The sequence below is a fragment of the Terrisporobacter hibernicus genome (genome assembly GCF_020809405.1).
Classification (GTDB): Bacteria; Bacillota; Clostridia; order Peptostreptococcales; family Peptostreptococcaceae; genus Terrisporobacter; species Terrisporobacter petrolearius.
In genome coordinates, this window is record NZ_CP081135.1 from 1,890,972 (window position 1) to 1,903,853 (window position 12,882).

Consider the following 12,882-nt stretch of genomic DNA (forward strand, 5'->3'; position numbering starts at 1 on the left):
TTTTTACACTACCATTATTGAGTTTCCTTCAACTTCAATAAGATCTCCTGGTCTGATTTTTTTTCCTCTTCTTGTTTCAACTTCGCCATTAACTTTTACTACGCCTTCTTGTATTAAAAATTTAGCATGTCCGCCAGTTGAAGCAATATCAGCAAGTTTTAAGAATTGATCTAACTTAATATACTCTGAATCTATGGCTATTTCTATCATATTGACTCCTCCTATTTCTTATTAGTTAAGTATTTATTATACCATAAAAATAATAAAAACCCAACTAAATGCAGTTGGGTTCCAAGTCTTATATATTTGAAGCTATCCTTACAGGAAGTAATAAATATATATATTTAATACCATCAACTGGCTTAATTATACATGGATTAACATTAGTAGTAAATTCGATGAATATTTCTTCACTTTCTATATTTTTTAATCCTTCTAATAAATATCTTGAATTAAAAGCAATATCTAAATAGTCTCCCTCTAATTCCAAATCAACTTCTTCATAAACATTACCTTTTTCAGTATTAGATGTTATTGCCAGTGTATTATCTCTTATTGATAATTTTATTAGATTATTTCTTTCTGATTGTGATAATAAAGATGCTCTTTCTATACTATTAAGCAAGCTTCTCCTATTTAACTTAATCCTAGTATTATGTTCTCTTGGAAGTAATTTTTTATACTCAATAAATTCACCATCTAATAATCTTGTTATTATTTTTGTTTCATTTATCATGAAAATGGCATTTTTATCGTCAAATCCAATTTGAACTTGTTCTTCTGTGGATAAAAGACTATTTACATCATTTAAAGTTTTTCCCGGTATTATAACTTTTGCATTTGCATTTAAGTTTTCCACAGAACAACTTCTTACTGCTAGTCTATAACCATCGATAGCTACTAAACTAACTTCTCCATTAACTATCTCTAATAACTCTCCCATTAAAACTGGTTTTGTTTGATCTTGAGATATGGCAAATACAGTTTGTTTAATCATATTTTTTAGGATGTCTTGTGGTACGTTATATAAGTTATCTTTACTTACGTTAGGTAACACAGGATACTCCTCAGGGCTATCTCCCTTAATTTTGAATTTTGAGTTTAAACAATTTATATAAACGTTGTTATCATCATCTGTTTCAATCTCAACAAATGAATCTGGTAGTTTTCTTATTATGTCTCCGAAAAGTCTAGCATCTATAACAATGCTTCCTTCCTCAGATATTTCTGCTTGTGCATAAGTTTCTATACCGATTTCTAAATCATATCCAGTTAAAACTATTTGATCTCCTTTAGCTACTATTAAAATTCCTTTTAATAAATCAAAATTTGTTTTTCCATTAATAGCTTTTTGTACAATACTTATTTTATGAGCTAATAGTTTTTGATTACAAATTATCTTCAATGTGGATAACCTCCTTGTAGCATTTTAATAAAAATATATATAAAAACAATAGTAGTTGTAGTAGTAGGTGTTGTGGATAAAGTGGATAAGCATATGAATCCAAATAAAGCAAAAGATATTAACCTGTATACAAAATGTTAATATCTTATAAAAAACCTCTTAATTACATTGTGAACAAAATCTTAACAAAAAATTTATTAACATTACATCAATAGTTATTAACAGACAAAATGTGAATAATTTATCCCTTTAAATCTGAGATTATTTTGTCTATTTTGTCCTTTATTTGTTGATTTTCTTCAATATCCCTAGTGACTTTATCATGAGCATGAATTACTGTTGTATGGTCTCTCCCACCAAATTCACTTCCTATCTTAGGTAATGATAAATCAGTAAGTTCACGGCAAATATACATTGCTATTTGTCTAGGATATGCTATTGTTCTTGTTCTTTTTTTAGAATTAAAGTCGTCCATTTTTATGCTAAAAGTTTCTGAAACTTTTTCTTTTATTCTATTTACTGTTATTTCTTCACTTTTTGGATTTGATATTATATCCTTTAAAGCTTCAGTTGCAAGCTCAAGTGAAATATTTTTGTTTGTAAGAGAGGAATATGCAACAACTCTAGTTAGAGCTCCTTCTAATTCTCTTATATTTGATTTAATGTACTTAGCTATGTAAGTCATTACTTCATTTGGAACGTTTATGTTTTCTAATTGTGCTTTTTTTCTAAGTATGGCAATTCTCGTTTCGAAATCCGGTGGTTGAATATCAGTTATAAGACCCATTTCGAATCTTGATCTTAATCTGTCTTCTAATGTAGGGATTTCTTTTGGCGGTCTATCACTAGATATGATTATTTGTTTATTTGCTTCATGTAATGCATTAAATGTATGGAAAAACTCCTCTTGAGTTCCTTCTTTTCCAGCAATAAACTGTATATCATCTATTAATAGAACGTCAACGTTTCTATATTTATTTCTGAATTCTTCATTTTTATCATTTTTTATTGAGTTTATAAGCTCATTTGTAAATTTTTCTGAAGAAACATAAACAACTTTAGGGTCTTTTTGTTGACACATTATATGATGTCCGATAGCATGCATTAAATGCGTCTTTCCAAGACCAACTCCTCCGTACAAAAACAAAGGATTATATGCTTTAGCTGGAGATTCAGCTACTGCTACACAAGCTGCATGGGCAAATCTATTACTATTACCTATTACGAAGGTATCAAAAGTGTATTTAGGATTTAAATTGGGATAACTTTTTTTGATAGTAGTAGATTTATCTTCTTCATTAGTATCTTGTATTTCTTTTTCGTCTAAAATAAATTTGATCTGATATTTTTTTAGGGATAATTGGCTTATACAACTTTCAATTAAGTTTAAGTATCTATTTTCAAGTATGTTTTGTATAAATTCGTTTGGAGCCAAAAAAATAAGCTCATTAGATATTTGCTTTAAAGGTTTTATTTCCTTAAAAAAAGCATTAAAGCTGGCTGTAGATACCTCACCTTTTATTAGTTGCAAAGTTTTTTCCCATAAAGAAACTATATCCATAAGTAAACCTCCGAACTAAATAATTAACATTTTCCACAAAGTTATTAACAAAAATTGACGAAAGATAAGTGAATAAAAAATATAAAATATAACTTTGGGATAAAATGTGGATAACATTTTAATAAATAAAATTATCAAAAATAATTTTAAAAATATAAACAGGGTGTATATAAACTTATAAATAGTAAAATATATAGTAAAAACTCTTCATTTACTCAATTATTGTCTAAGATATGAAAACTTATTCACAATTTAATCCACAGATTGTGTATAAGTTTAATATGTTATTATTTATTATTAACATTATCAACAAGTATATTTATAATATCAGAATATATGTCAAACTTCAATACGTTCTGAACAAATTATCCACAATTATGTCGTGATGTGAATAATTTAATCAACAATGAAAAAAATAAAGAAATTACATTAGTATATAAGAATAATATATATTTTTTTGGAAACTATGAATTTTAAGATTAAAAATAAAGAATAAAAACTAAGATTTAATGGCTATAAAACACGTTGACAACAAATATAAAAGGATTTATAATAATATGTGTTATGTTTACTTTGACAGTAAAGTTATTATTTTTATAAACGGAAAAAAATTGTGAAAGGCGGTGCAATAGAATGAAAAGAACTTATCAGCCAAAAAAGAGACAAAGAAAAAAAGAGCATGGATTCAGAAAAAGAATGAAAACTTCTAATGGAAGAAATGTTTTAAAAAGAAGAAGAGCTAAAGGAAGAAATAGATTAACTCATTAATAATTAAAAAGGCCGCTTTAATAGTGGCCTTTTTATGTAATTTATTACATAGCTGTGTTTACGGAGGATATTAATATGAACTTTAAAGAAACACAAGGCTTAAAAAAAGATTCAGATTTTAGGAACGTTTATAAATATGGAAAATCTATAGCAAATAGATTATTAGTTATGTATACGCTTCCAAATAAGTCGGATAATAATCGTGTTGGTATATCCGTTTCAAAAAAAGTAGGTAAGGCCAATGTACGAAATAAAGCTAGAAGAAGAATAAAAGAATCGTATAGGTTAAATATAGATGGTAATATAAAATCTGGTTATGACATTGTATTTATAGCTAGAGTTGCCATAAAGGATGCTGAATACACTGAGGTTGAAAAAGCAATGAAGCATTTGATTAAAAGGGCAAATTTATTTTAAAACTATACATATTTAATAACACCTATTTTATGGAGGTTAAAATTGTTGAATAAAATAGTATATATATGGAAGGAAATAAATACCTGCTTATCGAAATTATGTATTTACTTGATAAGATTTTACCAAAAATATATATCTCCTCTGAAGGGACCAACATGTAGGTTTTATCCTACTTGTTCTCAATACGCAATAGAAGCTTTCAAAAAATATGGATTGTTTAAAGGTATGTATTTGTCAATAAAAAGGGTTTTAAAGTGTCATCCATTCCATCCAGGAGGATATGATCCTCTAAAATAAGCGTACTAATAGGAGGTATACAATTGAGTATTATAAGTAATGTATTAGGTCATATACTTAGAGTTATTTTTGAGTTTGTGAATAATTATGGATTGTCTATAGTTGTATTTACGCTATTTGTAAGATTATTATTAGTCCCTTTAATGGTAAAACAAATAAGATCTCAAAAAGCAATGCAAGACATCCAACCTAAAATAAAGGAAATTCAAGAAAAATATAAAAATAAGCCAGAAAAACAGCAAGAAGAGCTAATGAAGATTTATAAAGAAGCAAAGATTAATCCACTAGCTGGTTGTTTGCCATTATTAATACAAATGCCTATATTAATAGGACTATTTAATGTATTAAGAGAACCTGTACTTTATGGTGTATTTCCAAATGCAGATGTGGCAGCACAAGCAGCGCAAGCAGGTTTCTTATGGATAAAAGATATTTCTGCAACAGGAAGTATCAGCCTAGCATTACTTTCAGGTATAAGTGCTTACTTCATGCAAAAAATGATGTCTACTGGGGATGCGCAAACTGAAAATATGATGAAAAGTATGACTTATGTAATGTCAGCAATGTCATTATTCTGGGGATATACTTTCCAAGCAGGTCTTGCAATATATTGGATAACAAGTAACTTGTTCTCTATAGCTCAATATCAATTAATAACAAGTCCTTTAAAAGCTAAACTGGCTGATTCTAAGGAGGCAGTAGTTGAAGATGAAAAATCAGGAAAACCTAACAGCAATGCAAAGTCAAACAAAAAAGATAGAAATAACAAGTAAGACTAAAGAAGAAGCGATTCAATCAGCATTACTGGAATTAGGCGTTGAAGAAAAAGACATCGAAGTAAATGTTATTCAAAATCCTTCTAAGGGGTTTCTAGGATTCCTAGGGGCTAAAGATGGAATATATGAAGTGAAAGTAATAAAAAAAGAAGAAATAGAAATTGCTAAGGAATTTATAGAAAGTATTCTATTAAAATCTAAGATAAATGCTAAAGTTAATGCCACTCAAGAGGAGAACTTAATTAAAATTAGCATTGAAGGAAAGGAAGCTACTTGTTTAATTGGAAGAAGAGGAGAAACTCTTGATGCAGTACAATTTTTAACTGGACTAGCTTTAAATAAAATCAATAAAGATTCTCGTATGAGAGTATTAGTTGATATAGAAAATTATAGAAATAAAAGAGAAGAATCATTAGTTAGATATGCTAGAAAAGTTGCTCGTGAAGTAGCAAAAACTAGAAGAACTAAAAAACTGGACTATATGAATCCTTATGAAAGAAGAATAGTTCATTCAGCTTTACAAAACGATAAGTATGTAATTACTTATAGTGAAGGAACAGATCCATATAGAAGACTAGTGATTGAATATAAAAGATAAAATTCAAACCTCCTAACTATTTAGGGGGTTTAATTTTTGTAATTTATTTAATATAATGATAAAATTAAGGTTATAATTTTAAATAATAGTTAAGAATTTAAAATAGATTAAATATAGAGGTGATATCATGTTTATAGATGATACTATAGCAGCAATTGCAACAGCGCCAGGAGAAGGTGGAATAGGCATAATAAGAATTAGTGGAAGTAGATCACTTCCAGTAGCTGAGGAGATATTTAAATCTGTTTCAGGGAAAAATATAACAGATTATAAAACTCGTACTCTAATATATGGCCATATATTTGATGGTGATAAAAAAATAGATGAAGTGTTACTTGCTTTTATGAAAGGACCTAATTCTTATACAGCAGAAGATGTAATAGAAATAAATTGCCACGGCGGATTTATTTCAGTAAAAAAAATATTAGAACTAATATTAAGTAAAGACGTAAGACTTGCTGATGAAGGTGAGTTTACAAAGAGAGCCTTCTTGAATGGAAGAATAGATTTATCTCAAGCCGAAGCTGTAATTGATGTAATTAAAGCAAAAACAGATAAGGCTCAAGAGGTAGCTCAAAGTCATTTAAGTGGTGCCTTAGCTAATAAAATAAAAGAGTTAAGATTCAAGGTAACGGAAGTTTTAGCCCATTTAACAGTTTCAATAGATTTTAGTGAAGAAGATGTTGAGGAAATAACTTATGCAATGCTTATTGAGAGTGCGCAAGGATTAAGAAGTGAAATAAAATCATTGTATGACTCAGCTGAAAGCGGAAAAGTTTTAAGAGACGGCCTAAAAACAGTTATAGTTGGTAAACCAAATGTAGGAAAATCATCATTACTAAACTATATTTTAGGAGAAAACAGAGCCATAGTTACTGAAATTGCAGGAACAACAAGAGATGTAATAGAAGAGTTCGTTAATATAAAGGGAATTCCTTTAAAAATTGTTGATACAGCAGGTATAAGAGAAACAGAAGATATAGTTGAAAAAATAGGTGTAGAAAAATCTAGAGAATCATTTAACTCAGCAGACTTAGTAATAATCGTAATAGATGGTTCAAAAGAACTGTCACAAGAAGACAAAGACATATTAGAACAAGCAGTGGATAAAAAGACTATTATTTTGTTAAACAAAAATGATCTTAATCAAGTTGTATCAGAGGAAGAAATAGCTAAATATGTTGACAAGGATAGTATAATAAAAATATCAGCATTAAAGAATGAAGGTATTGAACAGGTTCATAATAAAATAGAATCGATGGTATTTAAAGGAGATATAAAAAATAACTCAAGTGTAGTTGTTACAAATTCTAGACACAAGGATGCCTTACTAAAAGCATATAATGCCATAAATGATGCTATAGATGGAATAGATCAAAGACTGCCTTATGATTTCATAGAAGTTGACTTTAAGAATATATGGGATTATTTAGGGTATATAAATGGAGATACTGTACAGGAAGATTTACTAGATACTATATTTGCAAACTTCTGTATAGGTAAATAAATAAAATAAGCTTAAATAAAGTTACTTTATAAATGAAACGATTAATAAGATATTAACGTTTAACGTGAAACATTATTTAAGAAAGGAGAAAACATGCAAACATATAATGCGGGAAGTTATGATGTAATTGTTGTTGGAGCAGGACATGCTGGATGTGAAGCTGCATTAGCTACAGCGAGAATGGGTCATAAAACACTAATAATAACACTAACACTAGATTCAATTGGAATGATGCCATGTAACCCATCTATAGGTGGAACTGGTAAAGGACAATTAGTTAGAGAAATAGATGCTCTTGGTGGAGAAATGGGTATAAATGTAGACAAGACATTTATACAAAGTAGAATGCTAAATACGGCAAAAGGGCCAGCTGTACATTCTTTAAGAGCACAAGCAGACAAGTTTAAATATCATACAGAAATGAAAAAAACACTTGAAAACGAGCCAAATCTAGATATAGCTATGGATGAAGTTGTAGATATACTTCATGATGGAAAAATTGTAACAGGTGTAGTAACTAAATTAGGATGTGCTTATAATGCTAAGGCAGTTATACTTGCAACTGGAGTTTACTTAAATTCATTAATTTATATAGGTGAGGGAACGTTTAAAGAAGGGCCTAATGGATTAGGATATGCAGCTTCTTTAACGGATAAATTAGTTGATTTAGGTTTAAATATGAGAAGATTCAAAACAGGTACTCCTGCTAGAATTCATAAAGATAGTATAGATTTCTCTCAAATGGAAATCCAAGAGGGAGATGAAAGAATAACGCCATTCTCGTTTATGAGTGAAAATTTACAGATAGATCAAGTACCTTGTTATTTAGCAAGAACAAATACAGATACACATAAAGTTATTACGGATAACATTGAAAGATCTGCTATGTATAGTGGAAAAGTTAATGCTACAGGGGCGAGATATTGTCCATCAATAGAAGATAAGGTTGTAAGATTCAATGATAAAGAATCGCATCAAACATTTATTGAGCCAGAAGGGCTAGATACAAAAGAAATGTATATTCAAGGTATATCAACAAGCTTACCTTTTGAAGTTCAAGTTCAAATATATAAATCTATGAAAGGTCTTGAAAATGCTAAAATAATGAGACCAGCCTATGCAATTGAATATGATTGCATAGATCCAACGCAATTAAAAGCTACTTTGGAAATAAAAGTAACTGAAAATTTATATAGCGCAGGACAATTTAATGGTACCTCAGGATATGAAGAAGCAGCAGCTCAAGGTCTTATAGCAGGTATAAACGCTGCTCTAAAAATAGAAGGTAAAGAACCTTTTATACTAGATAGATCAGAGGGATATATAGGCGTTCTTATAGATGACTTAGTTACTAAAGGAACTAATGAACCTTATAGAATGATGACTTCTAGAGCAGAATATAGACTATACTTAAGACAAGATAATGCAGATATGAGACTTACAGAAAAAGGTCATGACATAGGTCTTGTTAAAGAAGACAGATATGAAAGATATATTGCTAAAAAAGCAGAAGTTGAAAAAGAATTAGAAAGACTAAAAACAGAAAGAGTAACACCAAAAGAGGTTAACCATATATTAGCTGAAGTTGGTGGTTCAGAAATAAAAGTTGGTTTATCATTATATGAATTTCTAAAGCGTCCAGAAGTTACTTATAGCATTTTAGAACAAATAGGAAAAGGTGCTGGAGAAGAGGTATCTAATGATGTTAAAGAACAATGTGTAATTATGTCCAAATACGAAGGATATATAGATAAACAATTAAAACAAATAGATCAATTTAAAAAATTAGAAAATAGAAAGCTTCCTGAAGATATGAACTATTCTTCAATAGATGGTTTAAGATTAGAAGCTAGACAAAAGCTAGATGCTATAAAACCAGTATCTATAGGTCAAGCATCTCGTATTTCAGGAGTTTCTCCTGCAGATATATCAGTTTTACTTATTTATTTAGAGCAAATAAGAAAAACTAGAGGAGGAAGCAATGAATAACTTAGCAGTATTAAAATCAGGTATAGAAGGTTTTGGCCTAGAAGCTACTGATGAAAAACTTCAAAATTTAAAAAAATACAGAGAAATATTAGTTGAATGGAACAAAGTAATGAATTTAACAGGTATAGAGGAAGAAAAAGAAGTATATATTAAGCATTTCTTGGACTCTATATCAGCTGTAACTAATAATTATATAACTGATGATATATCATTAATAGATGTGGGTACTGGGGCAGGTTTCCCTGGTATGCCACTAAAAATTTGTTTAGAAAATTTAAATCTAACTTTATTAGATTCTCTAAATAAAAGAATAAACTTTTTACAAGAAGTGGCTAGTGAATTAAATTTAAAAGGGATAGAATTTATTCATGGCAGAGCTGAAGATTTTGGTAAAAGCGAAGAATACAGAGAACAGTATGATGTAGCTACAGCAAGGGCTGTTGCCGGATTACCAATATTAATGGAGTTTTGTGTTCCATTTGTAAAAGTTGGGGGATATTTTATATGTCTTAAAGGACCAAATGCTAACTTAGAGCTAGAAGAGTCAAAAGCAGCTATGGAAACTTTGGGAATAGAATTTGTTGAAAAAATAGATATTAAGTTATCTGATTTAGAATTAAATCACAATATATTAGTATTTAAAAAAATAAAGAGTACCCCATCAAAATATCCAAGAAAAGCAGGCAAACCATCTAAAAATCCTATAAAATAAATAATATAGAGAAATATAGAAGGAAAATAATATTAAATGAAGAAATAAATACTCATAAAGGGAAGCAATTTCCCTTTGTGAGTAGAAAATCAAAATAAATTTACATAAATTGCAGTAAAAATATATTTATCAATAAGAGAGGGATGTTATGGAAGAAAAAATAGTTAAAGAGATACCAGTTGATAAAATAATTCCTAATCCATATCAACCAAGAAAAGTATTTTCAATCAATGCATTAGAAGAATTAAGTAAATCTATAAAAGAGTACGGAATACTTCAACCAATTACTGTTAGACAAAAAGAAGATGGATATGAGTTAGTTGCAGGGGAAAGAAGATTAAGAGCAGCAAAATTAGCTGAGCTAAAAACTATACCAGCAATAATAAATAATATGTCAGATCAATATTCTGCAGTTCTAGCTTTATTAGAAAATTTACAAAGAGAAGATTTGAACTTTATAGAGGAATCTTTAGGATATGAGAATTTGATAAAAGAACATAATTTTACCCAACAACAGTTGGCTGAAAAATTAGGGAAAAATCAATCAACTATAGCTAATAAACTTAGAATACTAAAACTTCCTGATAGTGTAAAGCAATACCTTGTTGAAAATAGTTTAACTGAAAGACATGCAAGAGCATTGCTTAAGTTGCCTAGCGAAGAACTGATGATGGAAATTATTCAAAAAGTAGTTAAACAAGAGCTTACAGTTAAGAAAACGGAAAAATTAATTAATGATACATTAGAGGCTTTAAGAGCAGAGAGCGAACCTGAAAAGAAACAAAATATAAAATGTTCAGTAGGTATTAGAATATACCTTAATACATTAAAACAAGCATATGATGCCATAAAGAATACAGGAATTGAAGCAAAGTATAATGAAATAGATAAAGGAGATTACATGGAAGTTGTAGTCAAAATTCCTAAAAAATAAGGGATTACTGCTTAGCAGTAATCTTTTTTTAAAAGAAGAAAAAAGGGGGAAATCTTTATGGGAAAATCTGTAGCAATTTTTAACCAAAAAGGTGGAGTAGGAAAGACAACAACTAATGTTAATCTAAGTGCAAGTTTAGGACAATTAGGCAAAAAAGTATTAGTTTTAGACATGGATCCCCAAGGAAATACCACTAGTGGTTATGGAATTGATAAAAATACTGTAGAAAATACAATATATGAAGTTATAATAGATGGTTTAGATATAAGAGAAGCTATTATTGAAACAGAGTTTGATAACATACAGATTGTAGCTGCAGCCAGTGAGTTAGCTGGTGCAGAAATAGAGTTGGCAAATGAAAGTGATCGAGAGTATAAACTAAGAGATAGTATAGACAAAATAAAAGATAAATATGACTATATTTTTATAGACTGTCCCCCTTCTTTAGGTATGCTTACTATAAACTCATTGACTGCGGTTGATAGTGTGTTAATACCTATACAGTGTGAATATTATGCATTAGAAGGTGTGAGTCAGTTAATGTCAACATATAAACTAGTAAAAAAAAGACTAAATCCTAAGATTGAAATACAAGGTGTAGTTCTTAGTATGTTTGATGGAAGAGCAAATTTATCTATTCAAGTTGTTGAAGAAGTAAAAAAATACTTCAAAGGGAGTGTATACACTACATTAATTCCTAGAAATGTAAGACTTGCTGAGGCACCAAGCTATGGAAAACCGGTGATTTATTATGATTCAAAATGTAGGGGGACATTAGCATATAAAGAATTAGCAGAAGAATTTATTGAATTAGAGGAGGATGTAATATAGTATGGATAATACACCTAGAAGAAGTAAAAGATTAGGAAAAGGTCTTAGCGCTTTAATCCCTGAGATAAATGATGAGGTTGATAAAAAGGAGATTGTACAAATAAAATTGAGCAATATACGACCTAATAAAAACCAACCAAGAAAAGAATTTGATGAAGATAAAATAAAAGCTTTATCTGATTCTATAAAAAATGTAGGAGTGATACAACCAATAGTTTTAAAGCCTACAGATGAGGCTAATTATATGATTATAGCGGGTGAAAGAAGATATAGAGCATCTATTATGGCAGGGAAAGAAGAAATACCCGCTGTAATTAAGGATATACCAGTTAAAGATATAATGGAAATTGCTCTTATAGAAAACTTGCAAAGGGAAGATTTAAATGCAATAGAAGAAGCTTTAGCCTATAAAAGCTTAATAGATAACTATAAGGTTACTCAAGAAGAGTTATCAGAGGCAGTGGGAAAAAGCAGACCTCATATTACAAATACTTTAAGACTACTAAATTTGCAAAAAAAAGTAATCAAAATGATTGAAAATGGAGAAATAACACCTGGCCATGGGAAAGCATTACTTAGAATAGAAAATCATGATCAGCAATTAGAAATAGCTAACAAAATAGTTAAAGATGATTTATCTGTTAGAGTGGTAGAAGAAATGGCAAAAAAAATTATTTGTAACAAACAAGTTAAGAAACCGGAAAATGAACAAAAAGATATTTATATAATTGATGTGGAAGAAAGACTTTCTAATATATTTGGGACACAGGTAAATATATCAAAGGGTAAGAAAAAAGGTAAAATAGAAATAGTTTACAATAATCAAGACGAATTGAATGACATCTTATCCATGATAATGGATGAAGATTAATGAAAAAAAGAAGGTATTAATTTGATTAATACCTTCTTTTTATATGTAAAAAATTTATAATTTAAACTTAATCTTTAATGTATTTTTTTATAATATTAAATATTTATACACAAAAAATATAATTAGAAAAAGGAATATTTTAGTGATGTTTTTAATGTAAATATAAGTTATAATTATATTATAAAATAACAATAACTTTAAAAAGGGGGGGAGTAA

General features: G+C 29.0%; 14 protein-coding genes. 11 read left to right on the top strand and 3 right to left on the bottom strand.

Annotation, left to right across the window (positions count from 1 at the left end; genetic code table 11):
• Positions 1–3: 3 nt before the first annotated feature.
• The 3 genes from yaaA to dnaA all read right to left on the bottom strand — a co-directional run bounded on the left by yaaA (position 4) and on the right by dnaA (position 2,966).
• Positions 4–210 carry a S4 domain-containing protein YaaA gene (gene yaaA / locus JW646_RS09375; protein ID WP_018590072.1) on the bottom strand — a complete coding sequence of 69 codons (207 nt, stop codon included), beginning with the start codon at positions 208–210 and terminating at the stop codon, positions 4–6.
• 88 nt (positions 211–298) lie between these two features.
• Positions 299–1,405, bottom strand: a complete 1,107-nt coding sequence (gene dnaN, locus JW646_RS09380) for a DNA polymerase III subunit beta (RefSeq protein ID WP_074920216.1) — start codon at positions 1,403–1,405, stop codon at positions 299–301.
• Between the two features lie 241 nt (positions 1,406–1,646).
• Positions 1,647–2,966: a chromosomal replication initiator protein DnaA gene (gene dnaA, locus JW646_RS09385; protein ID WP_074920217.1), complete on the bottom strand. Its 1,320-nt coding sequence runs from the start codon at positions 2,964–2,966 to the stop codon at positions 1,647–1,649.
• A 633-nt stretch (positions 2,967–3,599) separates the two neighbouring features.
• On the opposite strand from dnaA, the gene rpmH reads away from it, so the two are divergent.
• From rpmH to JW646_RS09440, 11 genes are all read left to right on the top strand, one after another.
• Positions 3,600–3,734: a 50S ribosomal protein L34 gene (gene rpmH, locus JW646_RS09390; protein WP_007285206.1), complete on the top strand. Its 135-nt coding sequence runs from the start codon at positions 3,600–3,602 to the stop codon at positions 3,732–3,734.
• Between the two features lie 75 nt (positions 3,735–3,809).
• On the top strand, positions 3,810–4,151 hold the full coding sequence (rnpA, locus tag JW646_RS09395) for a ribonuclease P protein component (RefSeq protein WP_074920218.1): 342 nt from the start codon (positions 3,810–3,812) through the stop codon (positions 4,149–4,151).
• Between the two features lie 45 nt (positions 4,152–4,196).
• Positions 4,197–4,448, top strand: a complete 252-nt coding sequence (yidD, locus tag JW646_RS09400) for a membrane protein insertion efficiency factor YidD (RefSeq protein WP_074920219.1) — start codon at positions 4,197–4,199, stop codon at positions 4,446–4,448.
• 23 nt (positions 4,449–4,471) lie between these two features.
• The gene (locus JW646_RS09405; RefSeq protein ID WP_074920220.1) at positions 4,472–5,221 is read left to right on the top strand and encodes a YidC/Oxa1 family membrane protein insertase; all 750 of its coding nucleotides are present in this window, start codon (positions 4,472–4,474) and stop codon (positions 5,219–5,221) included.
• Positions 5,157–5,822, top strand: a complete 666-nt coding sequence (gene jag / locus JW646_RS09410; protein ID WP_330490298.1) for an RNA-binding cell elongation regulator Jag/EloR — start codon at positions 5,157–5,159, stop codon at positions 5,820–5,822. The genes JW646_RS09405 and jag overlap by 65 nt, the downstream gene beginning before the upstream one ends.
• A 127-nt stretch (positions 5,823–5,949) precedes the next feature.
• Positions 5,950–7,329 carry a tRNA uridine-5-carboxymethylaminomethyl(34) synthesis GTPase MnmE gene (mnmE, locus tag JW646_RS09415; RefSeq protein WP_074920221.1) on the top strand — a complete coding sequence of 460 codons (1,380 nt, stop codon included), beginning with the start codon at positions 5,950–5,952 and terminating at the stop codon, positions 7,327–7,329.
• A 93-nt stretch (positions 7,330–7,422) separates the two neighbouring features.
• A complete protein-coding gene (mnmG, locus tag JW646_RS09420; protein WP_148558487.1) occupies positions 7,423–9,318 on the top strand; it encodes a tRNA uridine-5-carboxymethylaminomethyl(34) synthesis enzyme MnmG in 1,896 nt (631 codons plus the stop codon).
• Positions 9,311–10,030: a 16S rRNA (guanine(527)-N(7))-methyltransferase RsmG gene (gene rsmG, locus JW646_RS09425; protein ID WP_228417309.1), complete on the top strand. Its 720-nt coding sequence runs from the start codon at positions 9,311–9,313 to the stop codon at positions 10,028–10,030. The genes mnmG and rsmG overlap by 8 nt, the downstream gene beginning before the upstream one ends.
• Positions 10,031–10,178: 148 nt before the next feature.
• Positions 10,179–10,964: a nucleoid occlusion protein gene (noc, locus tag JW646_RS09430; protein ID WP_074920224.1), complete on the top strand. Its 786-nt coding sequence runs from the start codon at positions 10,179–10,181 to the stop codon at positions 10,962–10,964.
• Positions 10,965–11,021: 57 nt separating this feature from the next.
• Complete coding sequence (locus JW646_RS09435) at positions 11,022–11,795, top strand: ParA family protein (protein ID WP_074920225.1); 774 nt, start codon at positions 11,022–11,024, stop codon at positions 11,793–11,795.
• A gap of 1 nt (position 11,796) precedes the next feature.
• Entirely contained in the window at positions 11,797–12,666 is an 870-nt protein-coding gene (locus JW646_RS09440; protein WP_074920226.1) for a ParB/RepB/Spo0J family partition protein, read from the top strand.
• Positions 12,667–12,882 lie beyond the last annotated feature (216 nt).